This window comes from Sneathiella chinensis, from assembly GCF_012720115.1.
Taxonomy (GTDB): domain Bacteria; phylum Pseudomonadota; class Alphaproteobacteria; order Sneathiellales; family Sneathiellaceae; genus Sneathiella; species Sneathiella chinensis.
Map to the genome: position 1 here is coordinate 465552 of NZ_VNWN01000002.1, position 21954 is coordinate 487505.

Annotated in this window: 17 protein-coding genes; 5 read left to right on the forward strand and 12 right to left on the reverse strand. The window is 58.8% G+C overall.

Annotation, left to right across the window (positions count from 1 at the left end):
* Positions 1-111 precede the first annotated feature (111 nt).
* Positions 112-594 (reverse strand): GNAT family N-acetyltransferase, encoded by a 483-nt coding sequence (locus FQB27_RS02195; protein WP_169559229.1) that lies wholly within the window; start codon positions 592-594, stop codon positions 112-114.
* Positions 591-1295 carry a tRNA (adenosine(37)-N6)-threonylcarbamoyltransferase complex dimerization subunit type 1 TsaB gene (tsaB, locus tag FQB27_RS02200; RefSeq protein ID WP_206374208.1) on the reverse strand — a complete coding sequence of 235 codons (705 nt, stop codon included), beginning with the start codon at positions 1293-1295 and terminating at the stop codon, positions 591-593. The genes FQB27_RS02195 and tsaB overlap by 4 nt, the downstream gene beginning before the upstream one ends.
* Positions 1296-1418: 123 nt before the next feature.
* On the opposite strand from tsaB, the gene ddpX reads away from it, so the two are divergent.
* From ddpX to FQB27_RS02215, 3 genes are read left to right on the forward strand one after another with little or no spacing between them, the layout of a single operon-like run.
* Positions 1419-1991, forward strand: coding sequence for a D-alanyl-D-alanine dipeptidase (ddpX, locus tag FQB27_RS02205; protein ID WP_169559230.1), 573 nt, complete (start codon positions 1419-1421; stop codon positions 1989-1991).
* Positions 1992-2019: 28 nt separating this feature from the next.
* Positions 2020-3093: a polysaccharide deacetylase family protein gene (locus FQB27_RS02210; protein ID WP_206374210.1), complete on the forward strand. Its 1074-nt coding sequence runs from the start codon at positions 2020-2022 to the stop codon at positions 3091-3093.
* Positions 3094-3098: 5 nt separating this feature from the next.
* On the forward strand, positions 3099-3869 hold the full coding sequence (locus FQB27_RS02215) for an HpcH/HpaI aldolase family protein (protein WP_169559231.1): 771 nt from the start codon (positions 3099-3101) through the stop codon (positions 3867-3869).
* Here FQB27_RS02215 and FQB27_RS02220 read toward each other — a convergent pair.
* The 8 genes from FQB27_RS02220 to mutS all read right to left on the reverse strand — a co-directional run bounded on the left by FQB27_RS02220 (position 3854) and on the right by mutS (position 15864).
* Positions 3854-4873: a glucosaminidase domain-containing protein gene (locus FQB27_RS02220; RefSeq protein ID WP_169559232.1), complete on the reverse strand. Its 1020-nt coding sequence runs from the start codon at positions 4871-4873 to the stop codon at positions 3854-3856. The genes FQB27_RS02215 and FQB27_RS02220 overlap by 16 nt on opposite strands.
* Positions 4874-5148: 275 nt before the next feature.
* Complete coding sequence (locus FQB27_RS02225; RefSeq protein ID WP_169559233.1) at positions 5149-5637, reverse strand: universal stress protein; 489 nt, start codon at positions 5635-5637, stop codon at positions 5149-5151.
* A gap of 53 nt (positions 5638-5690) precedes the next feature.
* On the reverse strand, positions 5691-6659 hold the full coding sequence (locus FQB27_RS02230) for a DUF2333 family protein (RefSeq protein WP_169559234.1): 969 nt from the start codon (positions 6657-6659) through the stop codon (positions 5691-5693).
* 84 nt (positions 6660-6743) lie between these two features.
* Positions 6744-7742 carry a tryptophan--tRNA ligase gene (trpS, locus tag FQB27_RS02235; RefSeq protein WP_169559235.1) on the reverse strand — a complete coding sequence of 333 codons (999 nt, stop codon included), beginning with the start codon at positions 7740-7742 and terminating at the stop codon, positions 6744-6746.
* 134 nt (positions 7743-7876) lie between these two features.
* Complete coding sequence (murJ, locus tag FQB27_RS02240) at positions 7877-9433, reverse strand: murein biosynthesis integral membrane protein MurJ (RefSeq protein WP_169559236.1); 1557 nt, start codon at positions 9431-9433, stop codon at positions 7877-7879.
* The gene (locus tag FQB27_RS02245) at positions 9430-12225 is read right to left on the reverse strand and encodes a [protein-PII] uridylyltransferase (protein WP_169559237.1); all 2796 of its coding nucleotides are present in this window, start codon (positions 12223-12225) and stop codon (positions 9430-9432) included. The genes murJ and FQB27_RS02245 overlap by 4 nt, the downstream gene beginning before the upstream one ends.
* A 161-nt stretch (positions 12226-12386) precedes the next feature.
* The gene (locus FQB27_RS02250) at positions 12387-13157 is read right to left on the reverse strand and encodes an SDR family NAD(P)-dependent oxidoreductase (RefSeq protein WP_169559238.1); all 771 of its coding nucleotides are present in this window, start codon (positions 13155-13157) and stop codon (positions 12387-12389) included.
* A 97-nt stretch (positions 13158-13254) separates the two neighbouring features.
* Positions 13255-15864: a DNA mismatch repair protein MutS gene (gene mutS, locus FQB27_RS02255; protein ID WP_169559239.1), complete on the reverse strand. Its 2610-nt coding sequence runs from the start codon at positions 15862-15864 to the stop codon at positions 13255-13257.
* Positions 15865-16021: 157 nt separating this feature from the next.
* Here mutS and FQB27_RS16865 point away from each other — a divergent pair, with 157 nt between their 5' ends.
* Positions 16022-18286, forward strand: coding sequence for an NADP-dependent malic enzyme (locus FQB27_RS16865; protein ID WP_169559240.1), 2265 nt, complete (start codon positions 16022-16024; stop codon positions 18284-18286).
* 168 nt (positions 18287-18454) lie between these two features.
* Positions 18455-19051: a GNAT family N-acetyltransferase gene (locus FQB27_RS02265; protein WP_169559241.1), complete on the forward strand. Its 597-nt coding sequence runs from the start codon at positions 18455-18457 to the stop codon at positions 19049-19051.
* Positions 19052-19054: 3 nt separating this feature from the next.
* Here FQB27_RS02265 and FQB27_RS02270 read toward each other — a convergent pair whose 3' ends face one another.
* Together FQB27_RS02270 and FQB27_RS02275 are read right to left on the reverse strand one after the other, a co-directional pair.
* Entirely contained in the window at positions 19055-20584 is a 1530-nt protein-coding gene (locus tag FQB27_RS02270; RefSeq protein WP_169559242.1) for an AMP-binding protein, read from the reverse strand.
* A gap of 35 nt (positions 20585-20619) precedes the next feature.
* Positions 20620-21951, reverse strand: a complete 1332-nt coding sequence (locus tag FQB27_RS02275; RefSeq protein ID WP_169559243.1) for an AmpG family muropeptide MFS transporter — start codon at positions 21949-21951, stop codon at positions 20620-20622.
* Between the last annotated feature and the right edge of the window lie 3 nt (positions 21952-21954).

Here is a 21954-nt window from a genome sequence, read left to right on the forward strand (position 1 = left end):
TTTTTAAAGCATGAATACACAAGTTGTTGCTTGAATACCTGCAAAGAGTGAGGGTGGGGACTGTATAGGACAGAGTGCCGCCTCCCTGAACGAGACCGGCGAAGAGGCAGGTCAGGCGCCGGTTTCAGGCTGCCCGGTTTTTCGTTCCATGATCAGGGCATTGACGGGCTGTCCGTCCTCCCGATAGTAATTCTTTCGTCTGCCAATAATGCTGAACCCCCTGCGAAGATAGAGATTTTGCGCCGGGATATTGGTCTCGGAAACCTCCAGAAACAGGGTTTCGGCCTGTTGCTGGCGAAGATAGCCCAGGGCTGATAGCAGCATGAAGTCCCCCGCACCGGTGCCCCGGTTGCCGGGCAGCACCCCAAGGGTCAGGATTTCCGCCTCGTCGATACAGACCCGGTAGACACCGAAGGCGACGGGCCGGGGATCGGGACCGCCGGTTTCAATAATCTGGGCGATGGTGCCGGGCACGGTCAGCAGTTGCCTGAAATCCTGTTCATTCCACGGCGTGGGAAAGCAGGGGCTGTGCATGTCCGCCAACAGGCGGGCCGGGGACGGGTCGGAAAAGAAGCGGCTTTCAAAGCTTGTCATGAAGCTTTTACCGGGTCTTTGCCGCCGGGCAGCTTGGCATCCGGCGCACGCAGATATACGGGCATGGGCGGGGCGACCGGGGCTTGGGGAATGCCGCGATGTTCGGCGATGCGGGCAATGATGCGGGCATCGGGATCAGGGTCGGTGTCCAGAATGTCCATATGGGGCGGAATTTCACCGGCTGATGCCAATAACGGCGCGCCGCCGCCGATGATGACACCGGGGCCGTCCGCAAACAGGGATGCGGCGCCCTTGATCGGGGTTGCAACCGCCGGGCCGCAAGGCGTCGGCAGAAGGGCGCCCGCCTCATATCGGAACGGCTGGGCATAGACTTCCTTGCGGCGGGCATCGGCTGTTGCCCACACGGTTTTTCCATCAAGGCTTGCGGCGGGGACAGCGGCGGCCAGTGCCTCAAGGGTGGTAATGCCAAGGGCGGGTTTGCCTGCTGCCAGCGCAATGCCACGGGCGGCGGCCAGCCCAATGCGAAGCCCGGTGAATGTACCGGGGCCGACCGAAACGGCAATCAGGTCCAGATCCGCGAAGGAAAGGCCGGCTTCCTGCATCAGGGAGCGGATCATGGGCAGAAGGGTTTCCGCATGGCCGCGGGCCCGCTTTTCATGAACATGCGCAAGTAGTGCCCCTTCGCCCGTAATGGCGACGGAGCAGGCATTCAGGGCAGTGTCCAATGCAAGTATCTTCATTGCTTTCCATAAACTGTCGCGGTACGCTCTCGGCTCTGGCAGAGGTACGATGGATGGCATGTATTTTCAAGCAATCTGTGCCTTCTGCCTGTGATAAAAGCAGAATTCACAGAAGTGCAGGGTATGAATCTCGTAGAAATCAGTCCGGGGGACTTCGACGTTGAGCTGGATATCCGGTATGCGTCAGACAACAATTTTACCGGTGCCCCCGTTTATGGTCGGGCTGCCTGTTTCCTGAACGAAGAAGCGGCAGAGCTTCTGGCGGAGGCCATCAGACTGGCCGCAGCACAAGGATACCGGTTGCGGCTGTTTGACGGGTTTCGTCCAACCGAGGCCGTGCAGAAATTGTGGGATCACACACCCAACCCGGATTATCTGGCACCGCCCAGCAGCGGATCACCCCATGCCCGGGGCGCCGCCATTGACCTGACCTTGCTGGATGAGCAGGGACAAGAGCTGGACATGGGAACCGGATTTGATGACATGACGGTTCTGTCCCATCACGGTGTCACGGATATTTCCGCAGAGGCACAAAAAAATCGGGCGATCCTGCTGGGCATCATGACGGCAGCGGGATGGGATTTTTACCGGAATGAGTGGTGGCATTACCAGTTGTTCCGCCCCCGCCGATACCCGACCCTGTCTGATCAGGCGGCGGGAACCCGGATGATGGATCCTGAAGAATTTCAATCGTAACTGACAAGTCGAACAAGTGATTTACAAAATGAGACAGATGAAGGGAATTTTGGCCCGTATTGCAGGAAAATGTGCCGGATCGGCACGCCTGTTCCTGACCGGGGCTCTGGTTGCGTCCGCCGTTCTGGCCGTGCGTCCGGCCGTGGCGGCAGACTGGGCCAGTGTCATGATGTATCACCGGTTTGGTGAGAATAAATATCCCCAGACCAATATTCGCATTGAGCAGTTCCAGGCCCATATCGACGAACTCAAGAACGGGGGCTATTCGGTGTGGCCCCTTGGCAAGATCGTCGATTATCTTGCAAGCGGGACACCGCTTCCAGACAAGACCGTGGCCATCACTGTGGATGATGCCTACAAGTCGGTTTATGAAAATGCCTTTCCCATGCTGAAGGAAGCCGGGTTCCCGTTCACGGTCTTTGTTGCGACCAACAATGTGGACAGGCGCCTGCCCGATTACATGACATGGGATCAGATCCGCGAGATCGTGGCCGGCGGGGGCTATATCGGCCACCACACGGCCAGCCACGCCCACCTTCCGGCGCTCGGCGAGGATCGCATCCGTCAGGAAATTGCCACGGCCAGCGACAGGTTTCAGGCCGAGCTGGGATTTGTGCCGGGTATTTTCGCCTACCCCTATGGGGAATACGGGGCGGATATCAAGCGGTTGGTTGCCGAGGCCGGTTTCAAGGCGGCCTTTGGCCAGCAATCCGGCGTCGCCTATTCCGGGCATGACCGTTACTCGCTGCCGCGCTTTGCCATGAACGAAAATTACGGGGCGATCGGGCGGTTGCGCCTTGCGGCCAACGCCATGCCGCTGCGGGTGCGGAATGTGACCCCATCGGACAATATTCTGGATCGCAACCCGCCAGCCTTCGGGTTTTCGCTGGATGAGGACTATCCCAATGCGAAGCAGTTGGCCTGCTACGCGTCAAACCAGACGGGCGGCGCGGTGCCCATTGAATGGATCGGGGAACGGCGTGTTGAAATTCGCCTGAATACGGCCTTCAATCCGGGACGGGGACGTATCAACTGCACCCTGCCGGGGCCGGAGGGACGGTTCCGCTGGTTCGGTAATCTGTTTTATATTCCAGGGAGGTAAGCAGGATGAAGGCAACTGGACGATTGGCTGAAACCCTTGCCCGGGGCGGCAAGGCCACAGGCTGCTGGCTGTTTTCCGGATCGGCAGAAGCCGCCGATATTCTGGGGGCCAGTGGTTTCGACATGATCCTGATCGATCATGAACACGGGACCGGCACCTTGCCGGAGGCCATCAACCAGTTGCGTGCGGTGCGGGCCGCAGGCGATTCCAGTGCCCTGATCCGGTTGACCTCTCACGATCCGGCGGATGTGAAGCGGGCGCTGGATGCGGGGATGGAGGGGATCATGTTCCCCTGCGTCAATACCGCGGCGGAAGCCCGCGCCATTGTCGATGCCTGCTATTTCCCGCCAAAGGGCAAGCGCGGCGCCGGTATGGGGGCAACACGGGCCAGCGGGTTTGGCCTTTGGACACAGGAATATCTGTCCGGGTTCGAACAGAAGCTGTTTGTGATCTGCCAGATCGAAAGCGCCGAGGCGGTGGGAAATATCGAGGAAATTGCTGCCGTTGACGGCGTCGATATGCTGTTTATCGGTCCGGCGGACCTGTCCGGCAGTATCGGAAAGCTGGGGCAGTTTGACGACCCCGAGGTCAAGGCCCTGTTCGAGGAGGCGCGAGACCGCATCCGGGCCACGGGCAAGCCGCTTGGCTGTGTGTCAAAGGGGCCGGAAAACACCTTGCAGATGTTTGCGGAAGGCTTCGATCTTCTGCTCTGTGCGTCGGATACAGGCTTTATGGCTGACGGCGCGGGGCGTCTGCTGGATCAGTTGAAGACCTGAACCACCTGTTCCGGGGCCAGTTCGGCATCATCGAACTGGGTCAGGCGGTTGACCTCCATGAGGGAGCGGATGGTCTCCACATAATCCTCTCCCCGTTCTGAGTAGGAGAGGAGCGAGTCGGCCAGTTCATAGCCGCTGGCCGTATCATTCCCGATCAGAAGACGGCTGCGTTCATCCCGGAATTCCGCATAGGCGGGATGACTGTTCAGGTTGTGGACATATTCACGAATGGATTGTTCCAGTGTGGCGAAGGTCTTGACCTCGTATTTCTGGCCATCGGCGCGTCCGTGCGGAACAATACCGTTGCCTTGTGCCCAGACACGCTGTCCGAACAGGGCGTTGCCTTCCCGCGCAAAGCGAGACGTTCCCCACCCGGATTCCTCGATACTCTGGGCAAGGGCGAGAGAGACGGGCACGGGCTGAATGCGTTCCAGAAGCTCTGCGGTTTTGGTGGGGGAGGTTTCGTAGTAACTGGCGGTGTTCTTGAGCCAGCTTGCGTCCCCTTCCGACAATTCATGCCCTGCGATTCTGGCGCGGACAATCTGGACAAGGCGGTTGCGGCGGCTGGTGATTTCCTCATTGACCTTCAGCACCAGTGGCAGGGCCACGGACAGGAACAGCCGCTTTTTCTCTTTCACATCGGTCAGGTCAAGAATGCCGACCGGAATATGTTCAACAAAATATCGGGGAACAGGGGCCCCGGCCCGGATGTCCGCAAGGTCAAAGGACGCATCATCAAGGCTGTCTGCCAGCGAGGCGACGTTTACATGATGGGGTTGCTCGATATAAGGCAGGTCATCCGGCCGAAGCAGCGGCAGGGGAATACCCGCAAGGCTGTTCCGTTCTGTCTGTGCCCGACCCGAAATTTCGCTGTCCGACAAGGCGGCGGTGGCCGTCATGGTGTCGTGGGTACCGAATTCCGTGATTGCATAAAGGCCGGCCATTCCAAGGGCAAGAAGGGTTGCTACCTTGCTGGAGCCGAGAGCATTTGTAATCTGACGCATTTCCTGTTTTGAGCAACACCGGTGCCAATTCTTTGGCGACTCTGATCGTTTTACGACATACAGTGTCTTTTGCCCACTCCACATACCATATACTGTGTGTTTTTGCCGTGATTATCACTTTTACCACGGTCAGAGAGACGGACTATGTATTAAAGAAAGGTTAATTGCAAGTCCTGATTGAAAACCAAAAAAATATATAATTTTCAACAATTTATATCTTTTTTTGCGGGACTGAGAAGGCAGGGGTGGCCGGGAAAGGGAGAATCTCCGTTTCCCTAGCTGACAGCATCAAGTTGCTGGTCATTCAGGTTGCCCGGGACAACCGTTATGGGGATGGCGAAGGTGCCGGACATTTCCCCGACAAGGCTCTTGACCAGCGGGCCGGGCCCCCCGGTATCGGGTGAAGCGGCCAGAACCAGAATACGGATATCCGGGTCTTCCTCGATCAGTTGAAGAAGCTGTTCCTTTGTATTGCCTTCGCGGATGGCAAATTCGGGAATGATGTTGGTGTCTTTGCGGATTTGCTCGGCCAGGGATTGCAGCAATTCTTCCGCGGCTTCACGGGCTTCGTCCCGCATGACCTGTTCGACCCCCATCCAGTGCTGGAAGTCCGGCGGCTCGATCACATTGAGAAGCGTAACGCCGCCGCCCACATGCCACGCCCGGCGGCAGGCAAAGCGGATTGCCGTTTTACATTCGGGTGTATCGTCAACAACCACCAGGAACTTGTTTCGACGCTTGGAACCGTTGTTCTGTTCGGTCATGCACGCTCCGTCATTCGTTGTATCCGTCGATTATCCTGCCACCGAATGGTGACTTATTTCAAGAGAATGTTGCTGATCTCGCGAAGCTGGGTGCGGGCACGCAGCAAATAGAACCCTTGCGCGGTCAGGTGATTGGGGAACAGCTGGCCATCGGTTTTTGCATTGGAAATGACCATCGGATCCAGTTCCACAACGGACCGGAAGCTGTCCAGCATCTGGGACCAGGCATTGCCCAGTTCCCGCTCGCGGATCAGCCCTTCATAGTCCTGTGACAGGCCCTGCAGGATCATGTAGTAGGCATAGCCCTGCCCCTTGAAGCCGTAAAACAGGTCATCGGCCTGAAAATCGATATAGGCGCCGGAGGTTTCGGCAATATGCTTGTCGATGGTAGCGGTGGAGGACCCGATATCAAGGGCAATCCGGTCCAGCGTGGCCAGCAGGTTATCCCCGCGCTTTTCGAAAACGGCGCGGCCTTCGGCAAGGCGCCGGTTGTAACTGTTCAGCGAGACGCGGGCCTTTTCATACTGCTTTTCCGAGGCGGCTGTCGGCAGCAGGGAAACCGTCGGGTCCCAAACCCATTTGGTGCCGGAATATTGCAGCAGCCCGGCGGCTTCCTGCAGGTCCGGGTCGGTCTGGCTGGAACCACGGGTCCGGCCGATCTGGTCGGTCAGTTCAAAGGTGAAGCGGGCCAGCGCGGACACAATGCCCTGCTGGTAGTTGGGCATGTTGTCCAGCAGTGCGGCAGGCATGAAGAAAGGATCGTTCGCCGTCCAGCGGTTGTCATTGATTTCCCGGTCGATCAGGCCGGCCACCATGGCAACGGTCTGGCTTCCCCCGGCGACCCGGTTTTCTTCAGACGGGGTGAATTTCAGGTCGTCGTCGATCTTGTGAATCCAGATCATTCCGCCGACATAATACAGCAGGATTGCCAGCACCAGACCGTAGGCGATCTTGCGACCGCCCCGGCCCAATCGGGTGCCTCTTGTCTTGACGGGAGAACCGCCTGTTCCGATTTCACTCATATCCCATGCTCTTTCATTTGCCGGACAAACCTTGATGTATGGTCAATTCTGGATCGTTACAAGCGGTACCCGCCAATCCCGGTGTCAGGGAACGATAAAGCCGACCGTTTCCTTGACTTCCCGAATGATCGGGGCAGCGATGGCCGCAGCCCGTTCCGCACCGTCCTTCAGGATGGCATCCACCTGTGCCTTGTCATCCATCAGGCGTTTCATTTCCTCGCCGATGGGGCCAAACTGTTCAACCGCAAGGTCGGTCAGGGCCGGCTTGAAGGTGGAGAACTGGGACCCGGCATATTCCTTCAGGACATCCGCCTTGCTGACATTGGCCAGCGCGGCATAAATCCCGACCAGATTGTCCGCTTCCGGGCGGTCTTTCAGGTCGGCCGGATCTTCGGGAAGGGGATCGGCATCGGTCCGGGCCTTTTTCAGTTTCTTCGCGATGTCGTCACGGGAATCCATCAGGGTGATCCGGGAATAGTCGCTGGGATCAGACTTGGACATTTTCTTGGAGCCGTCCCGCAGGGACATGACGCGGGTGGCCTCTCCAAAGATCAGCGGCTCCACCAGCGGGAATGTTTCGGTGCCGTAATCATTGTTGAATTTCTGGGCAATGTCGCGGGTCAGTTCCAGATGCTGTTTCTGATCTTCGCCGACCGGTACGTGGGTCGCTTTATAGGTCAGGATATCGGCGGCCATCAGGGACGGGTAGGCATACAGGCCAAGAGACGCGTTTTCGCGGTTCTTACCGGCCTTTTCCTTGAACTGTGTCATGCGGTTCATCCAGCCGATCCGGGCGACGCAGTTGAAAATCCACGCCAGTTCGGCATGGGCGCTGACGCTGCTTTGGGAAAAGATAATGGACCGTTTCGGGTCGACACCGGATGCAAGATAGGCGGCGGCCACCTCGCGGATATTGTTCCGAAGCTGCTCCGGCTCTTGCCAGACGGTAATGGCATGCATGTCAACGGCGCAATAGATGCATTCATAGTCTTCCTGAAGACCCACGAAGTTGCGGATTGCACCCAGATAGTTGCCAAGATGAAGGTTACCGGACGGCTGTACACCGGAGAAAATACGAGACATAAAACGCTCCTCACGCTTTGGACACGGGCCCGGCACGAACCGGGGACGGGGTGCGCGGGCGGCGATAATTCTAAGAGATCAAGTCCGGGATTTATTGCAAGGCAGCCTTGCCCCGTCAACTTATTATACCGTTATCAGGTGGTTTTGCGCCTTAGCAGCAGGGATTTGACCTCGCGGATGCGGGCCGCCCCCAAAACGAACGCCGCACAGAAAAACAGGGTCGCCCCCCCGACCACAAGCCCCCCAAGGGCCAGCACCCGTTGGGTGAGGGACCCGGACAGCCAGCCGGCCAGATACTGTTCGCCAAGATAGAGGCCCGCCGCCATGATGGCCGAGGCCAGAAGCATCGCGGCAACCCGCAGGAACAGACGGCGGTCCGCCTTGTAATGGCCCTTTCGGGACAGCAGAAACCACAGCATCGCCGCATTGGCCCACGCCGACAGCGAGGTGGCAAGGGCAATGCCTACATGATTGAGGCTGCCGATCAGCAGCAGGCTGAGCGCCACATTGAGCAGCATGGACAGGATGCCGATAACCACCGGTGTGGTGGTATCTTCGCGGGCGAAAAAGCCGGGGGCATAGACCTTGGTCAGTACATAGGCGGGCAGGCCGCTGGCAAAGGCCACAAGGGCGGCGGCGGTGGTCTGGCTGGCCGCCGCGTCAAAGGCGCCGCGCTGGAACAGGACCGAAATCACCGGCAGCGAGATGGTCATCAGGGCCGCCGCAGCCGGCAGGGTGAACAGCATGGAGAGTTCCACCGCCCGGTTCATGGTGTGGGCGGCGGGGCCTTCTTCTCCGGCCCGTAACTGGCGGGACAACAGGGGCAGTAGAGCGGTGCCCATGGCAATCCCGATCACCCCAAGCGGCAACTGATAAACCCGGTCGGCATAATAGAGATAGGAAATGGAGCCGGTGGCCAGAAGCGAGGCGATAATGGTGCCAACCAGAATATTGATCTGCAACACCCCGGCCCCCAGAAGACCCGGCAGCATCAATTTGAACAGGCGGCGGATTTTGGGGGTCAGGCGGGGCCGCTGCAGGGGCAGGCTGACACCGGCCCGGCGGCAGGCAACAATCAGGAACAGGACCTGGGCAACACCGGCTGCGGCAACCCCCCAGGACAGGATCAACCCTGCGTCCGTATCCGCCCCGGACAGGGAATAGACAAGACAGCCGATCAGGATGATGTTCAGCAGGATCGGGGCCGCCGACATGGCGGCAAACTTGTAATAGGCGTTGAGGACCCCGCCCAGCAAGGCAACCACCGCCATGCAGGCCAGATAGGGAAAGGTGATCCGGGTATAGTCCACCGCCAGTTCAAACCGCAGGCCGCCCGGCTCGAAACCGGGGGCAAGATACTGCATCAAAAAGGGCATGAAGATCATGAACAGGGCGGAAAAAAGAAACAGGAACCCGGTCAGGAACCCAAGGGCGTGAGAGGCAAAATCAAGGGCTTCCTTTTCGCTTTTGCCTTCAAGCTGGCGGGCAAACATGGGAACGAACGCCGCTGAAAACGCGCCTTCAGCCACCAGTCTGCGAAACATGTTGGGAATTCGGAAGGCCACAAAAAAGGCGTCGGAGATAGGGCCTGCCCCGATCACGGCGGCCACAAGAATGTCGCGCACGAAACCGAGAATACGGCTGATCATGGTAAACCCGCCGACGGTAGCAACTGATCTGAACAAGCTCACTGTGTTTTTTCCACCTGTGATTTTTTCGATTTGGCGGACTTTTTGCGGGGTTTTTCCGGCTCGCTCAAGACCTCAATCAACTTTTCCTCAATACTTCTTAACTTCACATCATTGGTGATTTTAAGGCCGAACATGTCTTTGACATAAAAAACGTCAACGGCCCGCTCTCCATAGGTGGCGATATGGGCGGATGAAATGGACAGGGACAGGGTGAACAGGGCGCGGGTCAGTTCCGCCAGCAGGCCGACCCGGTCGCGGCCATGCACCTCGATCACCGTATGGATGTTGGATGCCTTGTTGTCGATCATGACAGCCGGTTCCACCTTGAAGACCCGGGTTCTGCTGGGCAGGCTGGAATGTTCGCGGGTGGTCAGTTCGATATGGGCCTTGCGCTTGCCCTTGAGGGTGTCCTCAATGGTGGCCCGCAGCCGTTTCATGCGGTCCCCCTGATCGAACACGTTGCCCTCCATGTCCTGAATGACAAAGCTGTCAAGGGCCATGCCGTCAACGGTGGTGTGGATTTTGGCATCCACGATACTGGCACCGGACAGGGACATGGCGGCGGCAATGCGGGCAAACAGGCCGGGATGGTCGGGGGTATAGACGGTGACCTCGGTGACCGACTGGAACTGGTCACTGACGGCCTCGATGGTCAGGGTGTCATCCGTGCGGTCGGCAGCCCGCATCAGTTCGGCATGATGCTTGTGGATTTCCAGACTGTTGGACACCCAGTAGGATTCGTAGAACCGGGCCAGATGGGCGTCCCGTTCCTCGTCCGACCAGTCGGTCAGGGTTTCGGCAAGGCGCCCCTTGTTGTAATCGGCCCGCTTGGTGCGGCCATCGGAAATGTGACCGCCCGTCAGCGCCGTTTCACTGGCATAATAAAGATCCCGCAGCAATTGCCCTTTCCAGCCGTTCCAGACATTGGGCCCGACCGCCCGGATATCCACCACCGTCAGGATCAGCAGCAGTTTCAGACGGACCGGGCTTTGGATGATCTGGACAAAATCGGCAACGGTCTTGGGGTCGCTGATATCCCGCTTGAAGGCAAAATTGCTGAACAACAGATGGTATCGCACAAGCCAGGCGACGGTTTCCGTTTCGGATGCGGTCAAGCCCAGCCGGGGACACAGCCGTTTGGCAACATCCGCGCCCAGAACCGAATGATCGCCGCCGCGCCCCTTGGCAATGTCATGCAGCAGCACAGCCGTATACAGAACACGCCGCGAGACAATCTTTGGCATGATCCGGTGACTGAGGGGATGTTCCTCGGACAGCAGGCCATCCTCGATATGGGACAGGATGCCAATGGCCCGGATGGTATGCTCGTCCACGGTATAGACATGATACATGTCATGCTGCATCTGGGCGACAACGCGTCCGAAATCGGGGATGAATTTGCCAAATACGCCCGCCTCGTTCAGGCGGCGCAGGGTGGTTTCCGGGTCCTTGCGGCTGGTCAGCATTTCCATGAAAAGGCGGTTGGCCTCTTCATTCTGGCGGAGCTTGCGATTGATGAGCTTGAGGTTGCGGCGGATCAGGCGAAGCGCGTTCGGGTGAACGTCAAGCCCCCGGTTCTGGGCCACATGAAACAGGCCAAGGATCTTGACCGGGTCGGAAAAAATATCTTCTTCAGAGAGGAAATCAAGTCGCCCGCCTTCGGCGCGAAAGCCGTCCACTTTTCGTTTCAGAAGGCCGATGCGGGGCAGGGACAGCCGGCTTTTCTTCTGGTGCATGGCTTCCAGATTGGCGCAGAAAATTCGGGTCAGGTCGCCGATATCCTTGGCAATCAGGAAGTAATGCTTCATGAACCGTTCGACGCCAAGGGTGCCCGCGTGATCCGTATATCCAAGCCGGGCGGCCAGTTCCCCCTGTACATCGAAGGTCAGCCGTTCCTCGGGCCGGTTGGTCAGGTAATGCAGGTGACAGCGCACGGTGCGCAGGAAGTTTGACGCCTTGGTCAGGCGTTGCCGTTCCGAGCGGGTGAAAACCCCGCGCCGCTCCAGTTCCGACACCTCGGTGGTGCTGTACAGGAACTTGGCAAGCCAGAACAGGGTTTGCAAGTCGCGAAGGCCGCCCTTGCCTTCCTTCAGGTTGGGTTCCACCACATAGCGGGAATTGCCGTATTTCTTGTGCCGTTCGTCCCGTTCATGCAGCTTGGCCTCGATGAACTGCTTGCCGTTCCCGGCGACGATCTCCTTCATGAACTTGTTTCTGAGCTCCGTCGCCAGTTCCTTGTCGCCCCACAGATAGCGGGCTTCCAGCAGAGCGGTCTGGATGGTGATGTCCTGACGGGACAGCCGGATACATTCATCCGTGGTGCGGGTGGCATGGCCGACCTTCAGCCCCAGATCCCACAGCATATAGAGGGTGAATTCAACGACTTGCTCACTCCAGGCGGTTTGCTTGTAGGGGAACAGGAACAAGAGGTCCACATCCGAGTGGGGGGCCAGTTCGCCGCGTCCGTACCCGCCAACCGCCAGCAGGGAGAGTTTTTCCGATGGTGTCGGGTTGCTGAGGGGATAGATATATTCGGTGGCCACGTCGTAGATGACCCGGATGATCTGGTCCATGAGGAAACTGGCCGCATGCATGGACGGGCGACCCTTGTTGTTTTCCATGAAGCGCCGCTTGATTTCGTCCTGTCCGCTGGCCAGAGCCTGTTTCAGCTTTTTCAGGACGGCATTGCGAAATTCCATGCTGGTCGGGGCAAAGTCATCCACCAGCAAGGCGAGATCGGAGACCAGTGTCTTGCGGTCTATGATGTCACGTTGGTTGGGGACTTTTGCCATGCCAGTATTCCCGTATTCCTTGCCAGAAGAAAGATAATCATCCGCTACAGGGATGTTATAGCACAAGAAAGTGGTTTGGCAGCATTCCCGTATGGTCTTGGCGGAATTATCCGGGGGATGGGCGGATGGGCCCGGCAGTGCCGGGCCGCTTCGGCAGCAGGTCAGGTGATGGTCTGGCCACCATCAATGGTCAGGGTCTGACCGGTCATGAAGGTGCCGGCGCTGGACGCCAGGAACACGGCAGCACCGGCGATTTCCTCTGGCTGGCCAATCCGTTGCAGCGGAGCGCGGGAAGTGGCGCGTTTCAGGATTTCCGGGTTTTCCCACAGGGCCTTGGCGAAATCGGTCTGGATCAGGCCGGGGGCGATGGCGTTGACGCGGATGTTGTCCGGGCCATGTTCCACGGCCAGATTGCGGGCCAACTGCATGTCCGCAGCCTTGGAAATGCTGTAGGCACCCAGAACCGGGGACCCCCGCAGACCGCCAATGGAGGAAACGATGATGATCGCGCCATCCTTGCGGGCCTTCATTTCCGGCAGGACCATGTTGCACAGCCAGTGGTTGGACTTGATGTTGGCATCCATGATCTTGTCAAAGGCATCATCCGGGATATCCATGGAAGAGCCGAAGAACGGGTTCAGGGCCGCGTTACAGACCAGAATATCAATCTGTCCCAGCTTTTCATGGGCTTCATCGACCAGATTCTGAAGGGATTCCTTGGAATTGATGTTGCAGGGGATGACGATTGCCTTTCCGGCGCAGCCTTCCGGCAGGCTGTCATTGATTTCCTTGGCAACCTCTTCGCACACTTCGGCCTTGCGGCTGGAAATGGTGACTTTTGCACCGGCCAGTGCCATCTGATGGGCAATCGCCTTGCCAATTCCCTTGCTGGAACCGGTAATGATGGCGTTTTTTCCTGACAGATCAAACATTAGGGACGCTCCTCTTTTTCTTTTTTATTTCTGCTTTTCGGCAAAAGATTAATCTTCTGCCGAAAGTTTGTCACGTCCCTGTTGCAGGGGCAGGCTGTTATTCGTCAGGCAGCAGGCCTTTCAGTTCATACAGCAGGGCCAGCGCATCGCGGGGTGTCATGTCATCCACATCGACGCCGCGCAGCCGGGTTTCCGCCTCGGACGGGATGGCGATAGCCTCGGGCTCGGGGGTTTCCTCGACCACACTGGCGAACAGCGGCAGGTCATTGGCGATGCGGTTGGTCTTGGCGTTCTGGCCGTTTTCCTCCAGATGGGACAGGACACTTTCCGCCCGCTTGATAACGGCCTTCGGAAGACCCGCCAGTTTGGCGACCTGAATACCGTAGGACCGGTCCGCCGATCCTTCTCCGACCTCATGCAGGAAAATCACGTCACCTTTCCATTCTCGAACCTTCATGCTGTGGTTCGACAAGGACCCCAGTTTTGTCGAGAGAACGGTCAGTTCGTGATAGTGGGTGGCAAACAGCCCCCGGCAGCGGTTGATGTCGTGCAGATTTTCCACGGTCGCCCACGCGATGGACAGACCGTCGAACGTGGCGGTACCGCGGCCGATTTCGTCCAGAATGACCAGGGCCCGCTCTCCCGCCTGATTGAGGATCGAAGCGGTTTCCACCATTTCCACCATGAAGGTGGACCGGCCCCGGGCCAGATCGTCCGCCGCGCCAACGCGGCTGAACAGGCGATCGACAATGCCGATATGGGCCCGGACCGCAGGCACATAGGCGCCCATTTGCGCCATGACCGTGATCAGGGCATTCTGGCGCAGGAAGGTACTTTTACCGGCCATGTTGGGACCGGTCAGCAGCCACAGCCGGTTGTCCCCGCCAAGGGAACAGCTATTGGCCACAAAGGTTCCGTCGCCACTGGCTTCAAGGGCGGCTTCCACCACGGGGTGACGCCCGCCTTCAATATGGAATTGCAGGCTGTCATCCACCTCGGGACGGCAATAGTTCCGCTCCTTGGCGATTTCCGCATGACTGGCGGCAACGTCAAGGGCGGCCATGGCCTCGGCCGCCTGCAGGATGTTGCGGCCCCATTCGGTGACCCGACCAACCAGAATGTCATAAAGTTCCAGTTCAAGCGCCAACGCCCGGTCGGCCGCACGGGAAATCTTGTCTTCCAGTTCACCCAGTTCCACAGTGGAATAGCGGATCGCATTGGCCATGGTCTGGCGGTGGATGAAATCCTCGCCCATATTATCGGCGAAACGGGGGGTGACCTCGATGAAATAGCCCAGCACATTGTTGTGCTTGACCTTCAGCGAGGGGACCTTTGTCATCTCCGCATATTTGGCTTGCAGGTTGGCGATATGCCGGCGGCTTTCATCCCGCAGGGTTTTCAATTCGTCCAGTTCAGGGCGATATTCGCGGGCAATAAAGCCGCCATCGCGGGCCTGAAGCGGCAGTTCCGGGGACAGGGCGCGGAACAGTTCATCAACCAGTTCGGCGTGAAAACCCAACCGGTCCGCCGCATGATCGATCCCCGGAACATCCGACGCATCGGTCAGGCAGGCGCGCAGATTGGCGGTTTCGGCCAGTGCATCCCGAATGGCCGCAAGGTCGCGGGGGCCGCCGCGACCAAGGGTGATCCGGGTCAGGGCCCGTTCCATGTCGGGACAGCGGCGCAGGATGTCGCGCAGGGTTTCGCGGCGGGCATCATCGGCAAAGAAATAGTCCGTCATTTCCAGACGGTAATGGATGTCGGCGGGGCGGGTCAGGGGGCTGGCGATATCCGCCGCCAGACGCCGGGCGCCTGCGCCGGTGATGGTGCGGTCCAGCGTGGCCAGCAGGCTGCCCTGCCTGTCGCCGCCCATGGTCCGGGTCAGTTCAAGGTTGCGGCGGGTGGCGGCATCAATGGCCATCACATCGCCGCTGGCCTGCTGCAGGGGCGGCTTGATCATGGGGAACTTGCCCTTCTGGGTCAGTTCCACATAATCGACAAGGGCCCCGCAGGCCGCCAGTTCAGACCGGCTAAACTGGCCGAAGGCGTCCAGTGCGGACACTTCAAACAGGTCTTTCAGGCGCTTTTCGCCGTTCTGGCTGTCAAACCGGACGGAGGGAAGCGGGGTCAGTTGGCTGCCCCAGTCGGTGAACAGATCCTCCATGCCTTCCTCGTCCATCCATCTGTCAGAGACAAGGATTTCGCCAGGATGCAGACGGGACAGATGGGTGGCGATATCCTCGAACCCTGCCGGGCTTGAGAAAAACTCGCCCGTCGACATGTCGAGCCATGCGAGCGCATAGTCCTTTCCGGCCCGTGCCACCGCCACCAGAAAGTTGTGGGAGCGGGCATCCAGCAGGCTGTCTTCGGTGATGGTACCGGGGGTGACCAGTCGCACCACATCCCGCGCCACCACGGACTTGTGACCGCGCTTCTTGGCTTCGGCGGGACTTTCGGTCTGTTCCGCGACCGCGACCCGGTGACCCTTGCGGATCAGGCGCAGCAAATACCCTTCGGCAGAATGAACCGGAACGCCGCACATGGGGATATCTTCCCCTTCGTGCTTGCCCCGTTTCGTCAGGGCAATATCCAGCGAGGCGGCGGCGATTTCCGCATCCTGAAAAAACAGCTCGTAGAAGTCCCCCATCCGGTAAAATAGTAGACTGTCCGGATGGTCCGCCTTGATGGCCAGATACTGCGCCATCATTGGGGTTACTGACTTATTCTGTTGCGACTTGGTTTTTACTACTGTAGGCATGGATGAAAACTATCATAGCATCCGGTTTTGCCAACCGGTTTGTCAGAAATTATTTTGAAAGTGCCGGGTCGGGCGCGAGAAGAGTATTTGGCGAGGAATTATTAAAATGAGCGACAATCGGGAATCCAGTCAATATGACGAGGCATTACGATATCATGCACAAGGCAAACCCGGAAAGATGGAGATTGTAGCGACCAAGGCTGTCGCGACGCAACAGGATCTCAGTCTGGCCTATTCTCCCGGTGTGGCGGCGCCCTGTCTTGCCATCGCCGAGGACCCGGATGCTGTTTATGATTTTACCACCAAGGGCAACCGGGTGGCCGTCATTTCCAACGGGACGGCAGTTCTGGGACTTGGCAACCTTGGGGCGCTGGGATCGAAGCCGGTGATGGAAGGCAAGGCGGTCCTGTTCAAGCGGTTCGCCGACCTGGACTGCTTCGACCTGGAACTGGATACCGAGGATGTGGACGAATTCGTCAACTGCGTCCGCTTTATGGGGCCCAGCTTCGGCGGGATTAACCTTGAGGATATCAAGGCGCCGGAATGCTTCATCATCGAACAGCGCCTGCGCGAGGAAATGGATATTCCCGTTTTCCATGATGACCAGCATGGCACGGCCATCATTTGCGCCGCAGGTGTAATCAACGCGCTGGACCTGACCGGCCGGGATATCAAGAACACCAAAGTCGTCGTCAATGGTGCGGGTGCCGCCGCCATCGCCTGTCTCGAACTGATCAAGGCCATGGGCCTGCCGCACGAAAATGCGATCCTGTGTGATACCAAGGGTGTGATCTACAAGGGCCGTGAAGATGGCATGAACCAGTGGAAATCCGCCCATGCGGTGGAGACCGAGCACCGGACACTGGAAGAAGCCATGGTGGGCGCCGATGTGTTCCTTGGCCTGTCCGTCAAGGGGGCCGTGACCAAGCAGATGGTCAAGGAAATGGCTGCCAAGCCGATCATTTTCGCCATGGCAAACCCGGACCCGGAAATCCGCCCTGAGGATATCGCCGATGTGCGCGGGGATGCCATTGTGGCCACCGGCCGCTCCGACTATCCGAACCAGGTCAACAACGTCCTTGGTTTTCCGTATATTTTCCGGGGGGCGCTGGACGTTCGGGCCACGACCATTAACGAGGAAATGAAGATCGCCGCCGCCGAGGCGCTGGCCGAACTGGCGCGCGAAGACGTGCCGGACGAGGTGGCCGCAGCTTACAAGGGCAACCGCCCGGTCTATGGCCCGGATTATATCATCCCGGTTCCGTTTGATCCGCGCCTGATCAGCCATGTTCCAACTGCGGTTGCCAAGGCCGCCATGGAAACCGGTGTGGCCCGCAAGCCCATCGTTGATGAAATGGCCTATCGGAATGAACTCAGGGCCCGTCTGGACCCGACCGCCGGTTCTCTGCAGATGATCATGGACGAGGTTCGCGCCGCACCGCGCCGCGTTGTTTTCGCAGAAGGCGAGGAAGAAAAAGTCATCCGCGCCGCCGTCGAGTTCCGCAAGGCCGGTTACGGCGTTCCGGTTCTGATCGGTCGCAAGGACATCATCGAGGAAACGATGACATCCCTTGGTATCGACACCCTTGACGGGATCGAGATTTATAACGCCCGCGAAATGGAAGACCGAGAGAAGTATCACAACTTCCTCTATGAGCGGCTGCAGCGCAAAGGCTATCTGTTCCGGGATTGTGTCCGGCTTGCCAATCAGGACCGGAATATCTTCGCGTCCTGTATGGTGGCGCTGGGCGATGCGGATGCCATGGTTACAGGCGTGACCCGGCGTTTCTCCGTTGCTTACAAGGATGTGCGCAAGGTCATCGATTCCAAGGAAGGCCAGAAGACAATCGGTGTGTCCATTGCCGTTGGGCGCGGCCGGACGGTGTTTATTGCCGATACGGCCGTTACCACCATGCCCGACGCCGAGGATCTGGTAAGCATCACCAAGGAAGCCGCAGAAGTTGCCCGCCGCCTTGGTCATGAGCCGCGTGTGGCCCTGTTGTCCTACTCCAACTTCGGCAATCCGGCCCATGTCACATCCGAGCGGATCCGCGAAGCGGTGCGCCTGCTGGATGCGGAAGAGCAGGATTTCGAGTATGATGGCGACATGTCTGCGGATGTGGCCCTGAACTCGGATATCATGGCGCTGTATCCGTTCTGCCGCCTGTCCGGTCCGGCCAACGTTCTGGTCATGCCGGGCCTGCATTCTGCCCATATTTCTTCCAAGCTGGTACCGGTTCTGGGCGAAACACGGGTCATCGGCCCGCTGCTGGTCGGACTGGAAAAACCGGTTCAGATCGTGCCGATCGGGGCAACCGTTTCCGATCTGGTCAACATGGCGGCGCTGGCTGCCCACGAAGCCGGACAGTAAACCGCTTCGGCCTTGGCCGATCGTTTCTGACACCTGTGAAACAGCCGCTTCCCTTGGGGGCGGCTGTTTTTCGTTGTGGCTCCCACCACTTTTCCGAATTGGCCCTTTCAGATGGCCGTCTTTGCCGCCAAAAAAGGTGCCACTGAATTTCTTTTTCAAGGATAGGCCATGACCTGGATTGCACCGGTAACCCTTTCTGATGATCGGGTTGAACTGATCCCCCTGTCTGCCGACCATGCGCCTGAATTGCGTCTGGCGGTCCGGGACGGGGACCTTTGGACCCTCTGGTATACGTCGGTTCCCGACGAGGCCGGGATGGATGCCGAGATTGCCCGCCGCCTGCGCTTGCAGGAAGAGGGGACCATGTTGCCCTTCGCGGTTCGGGATAAAAAGACGGGTACCCTTGTGGGCATGACCACCTTCATGAATATCGAGGCGGACAAGCAACGGGTTGAGATCGGATCAACATGGTATGCCAGATCGGTACAGCGAACCGGCCTCAACACCCATTGTAAGCTTTTGCTGCTGGAGCATGCCTTCGAGGCGCTGGACTGTATTGCGGTCGAGTTTCGCACCAATTTCTTCAACCGTCAGAGCCGCACCGCCATTGAGCGGCTGGGGGCCAAGCTGGACGGGATTTTAAGGGCCCATCAGAAGATGGCCGACGGGGCCCTTCGGGATACCTGTGTCTACAGCATCGTGGCCAGCGAATGGCCCGCTGTCCGAACCCATCTGCGCTACCAGATATCCCGTTATCCGGCCTGACCGTTACCCGGCCTGATCGGTTTCCAGACGACGGCGTAATTCCGTCTTCAGAACCTTGCCATAGTTGTTCTTGGGCAGTTCGGTCAGGAAGATATAATCCTTGGGGCGCTTGAACCTTGCCATATGGGTCAGGCAGAAGCTGTCCAGATCAGCCGGTGAGGGCGGCGAGGCGGGATTGGTGCCAACCACGAAGGCAACGGCCTCCTCGCCCCAGTCGGGATGGTAGCGGCCGACAACGGATACTTCCGCAACGGACGCGTGGGTCAGCAGCACTTCCTCGATTTCACGGGGATAGATATTGGTGCCGCCGGAAATGATCAGGTCTTTTGAGCGGTCTTTCAGGGTCAGGAAACCATCCGCATCGAAACAGCCCATATCGCCCGTGTAAAGCCAGCCGTCCCGGATGGTGTCGTGGGTGGCGGCCTCGTTCTTCCAATAACCCATCATGACCACATCACCCCGGACAACAATTTCCCCGACCTCACCGACCGGGCAGGGAGTGCCCGCATCATCCACGACCCGAACCTCGACGTCTGTGCGTTCCGTTCCAACAGATGCCAGCCGTTCCGAGCGGCGGGGATGATCCGTGTTGCCCAGTTCCCAGTTGCTGAGGGCGGTGATGGTCATGGGGGCCTCGCCCTGTCCGTAAATCTGGCAGAAGCGGTTGCCGATGGCATCAAGGGCTTTTCGGATATCGGCCTCGTACATGGGGCCGCCGCCATAAACGATCATCTTGATGTTGCTGGTATCAGCCCCCTTGAAGGCGTCGCTGCCGATCAGGCGGTGGATCATGGTCGGGGCAAAGAAGAAGCAACAGTTGGTGTAATGTTGGATCAGCTCCAGCGTTTCCGCCGGGTCGAACCCGCCGCTATCCGGTGTGACCTGAATGCCGCCCTTGGCAAGAACCGGCAGGCCATAGAGGCCGGAGCCGTGGGTTTGCGGCGCCGCGTGAATAATGGCATCACCGGGATTATGGCCGGTGACATCCGCAAAATAGCTGAGCGTGGCCGCCAGAAGATTGCGGTGGCTGAGCATGGCGCCCTTCGGCTTGCCGGTGGTCCCTGACGTATAGAACAGCCAGGCCAGATCGTCCGGGGCGGTATCGGCCAGCGGCTGCGGGGCCTGCTGCTTCATGCGCTCAAAGGCGGCGCTGGTGATATCCACAATGCGGGGGGCGGATGTCAGGCCAGCCAGTTCCTTGGCCAGTTCCGGTGTGGCAAAGCACAGGCGGCTGTCCGAATTTTGCAGGATATAGTCAAATTCCGTCAGATGCAGTTTGGCATTGACGGGAACGGCCACCAGACCGGCCCGCCAGATGGCGAACAGGGCGATCCAGTATTGCGGGTGGTTCTTCATGATCAGGGCCACCCGGTCCCCCGGCTGCAATCCGCATTCTGTCAGCAGCGCCCCGGCAAGCCCGGCCGAGGCGGCCTCAAATTCCCTGTAGGTGGCGACGGTGGATGTACCGTGGGCCAGTGCCGGATAAGTCGGGTAGTTCCGCGCTGTGCGGGTCAGCAGGTTTGCAATATTCATGGGTCTCTCCTCCCGGACCGTTTTTCGGCCTCTTGTTATGGAGACGTTCCCGCGGGCTGTTCCACCTCTTCGGGACGCGTCCTGTTTCCTTTTCTTGTCAATATCCATAGTAACAGAAGTCCGGGTATTGCCGCTACGGTTGTGAGGAGGAAAAATTCGATCCAGCCCAAATTTTCCGCCAGCCACCCGCCGGGGGATGAAAACCAGATACGGGCCGTTGCCATGAAGGAGGAAAGCAGCGCGTATTGGGTGGCCGTATAGGAAATGTTACACAGGCTGGACAGATAAGCGACAAAGGCCGCAGTTCCCATACCACCCGCCAGATTTTCAACACCGACGGTCACGGCAAGGACGCTGATATCATTGCCGGCGAGGGCCTGAACCGCAAACATCAGGTTGGACCCAAGTTGCAGGAAGCCGCAAATCCACAGGGTCCGATACAGCCCGCTGGCCGCCATGAGCCAGCCACCGATCGCCAGTCCGATGAAGGTCGCCGCCGTGCCGTACACCTTGCTGACATTGGCGATATCGATCTTGGTAAAGCCCAGATCATAGAAGAACGGTGTGCTCATCACTCCGGCCAGACTGTCGCCGAATTTATAGAACATGACGAACAGCAGGACCGTCAGCCAACCGGGACGGCTGATGAATTCCGTCAGCGGATGGATCACCGCATCCTTGATCCAGTGGATATAGGCATCCAGACGATTGGCCCCTTGCGGCAGCGGGGTCTGGGTGATGTCTTTATGCTCTGCCGGTTCTCTTGAGGCCAGAATGGTAATCACGCCCACAAGCACACATCCCGACATCAGGGCATAGGTCATGTCCCAACTGACGAAGGTGGCCAGATAAAGGGCCCCGGCCCCGGATACCAGCATGCCGATCCGGTATCCGAACACAATGGCGGCGGCCCCGGCGGCCATGCTGCGTTCATCACAGATTTCAACCCGGTAGGCATCAATCACGATATCCTGACTGGCCGAAAAGAACGCCACCAGAAAGGCAAACAGGACCGTCAGTTCAATGGACCGGGTGGGGTTTGCCATCCCGAGCCCGATGATGGACAGCATCAGCCCCACCTGTGTCAGGATCATCCAGCCTCGCCTGCGCCCCAGAAGCCGGTGCAGCACCGGCAGTTTCAGTTTGTCAATCAGCGGCGCCCACAGGAATTTGAGGGCATAGGGCGTCGCCACATTGGCCAGCAACCCGATAGAGGTGAGGGAGATCCCTTCCTCGCGCAGCCACAGGGACAGGGTGGTGCCGGTCAGGGCAAGGGGCAGGCCGGATGAAAAGCCAAGGAACAGGATTGCGAGAACACGGGGGTCTCGATAGATGGACGCGGCCTCAAGCCAACGGGATACGTGCACGGG

Bases quoted from the DNA above. Each gene is read 5' to 3' on its own strand.
- FQB27_RS02195 (WP_169559229.1), bottom strand. From the start codon at position 594: ATGACAAGCTTTGAAAGCCGCTTCTTTTCCGACCCGTCCCCGGCCCGC.
- tsaB (WP_206374208.1), bottom strand. From the start codon at position 1,295: ATGAAGATACTTGCATTGGACACTGCCCTGAATGCCTGCTCCGTCGCC.
- ddpX (WP_169559230.1), top strand. From the start codon at position 1,419: ATGAATCTCGTAGAAATCAGTCCGGGGGACTTCGACGTTGAGCTGGAT.
- FQB27_RS02210 (WP_206374210.1), top strand. From the start codon at position 2,020: ATGAGACAGATGAAGGGAATTTTGGCCCGTATTGCAGGAAAATGTGCC.
- FQB27_RS02215 (WP_169559231.1), top strand. From the start codon at position 3,099: ATGAAGGCAACTGGACGATTGGCTGAAACCCTTGCCCGGGGCGGCAAG.
- FQB27_RS02220 (WP_169559232.1), bottom strand. From the start codon at position 4,873: ATGCGTCAGATTACAAATGCTCTCGGCTCCAGCAAGGTAGCAACCCTT.
- FQB27_RS02225 (WP_169559233.1), bottom strand. From the start codon at position 5,637: ATGACCGAACAGAACAACGGTTCCAAGCGTCGAAACAAGTTCCTGGTG.
- FQB27_RS02230 (WP_169559234.1), bottom strand. From the start codon at position 6,659: ATGAGTGAAATCGGAACAGGCGGTTCTCCCGTCAAGACAAGAGGCACC.
- trpS (WP_169559235.1), bottom strand. From the start codon at position 7,742: ATGTCTCGTATTTTCTCCGGTGTACAGCCGTCCGGTAACCTTCATCTT.
- FQB27_RS02245 (WP_169559237.1), bottom strand. From the start codon at position 12,225: ATGGCAAAAGTCCCCAACCAACGTGACATCATAGACCGCAAGACACTG.
- FQB27_RS02250 (WP_169559238.1), bottom strand. From the start codon at position 13,157: ATGTTTGATCTGTCAGGAAAAAACGCCATCATTACCGGTTCCAGCAAG.
- mutS (WP_169559239.1), bottom strand. From the start codon at position 15,864: ATGATGGCGCAGTATCTGGCCATCAAGGCGGACCATCCGGACAGTCTA.
- FQB27_RS16865 (WP_169559240.1), top strand. From the start codon at position 16,022: ATGAGCGACAATCGGGAATCCAGTCAATATGACGAGGCATTACGATAT.
- FQB27_RS02265 (WP_169559241.1), top strand. From the start codon at position 18,455: ATGACCTGGATTGCACCGGTAACCCTTTCTGATGATCGGGTTGAACTG.
- FQB27_RS02270 (WP_169559242.1), bottom strand. From the start codon at position 20,584: ATGAATATTGCAAACCTGCTGACCCGCACAGCGCGGAACTACCCGACT.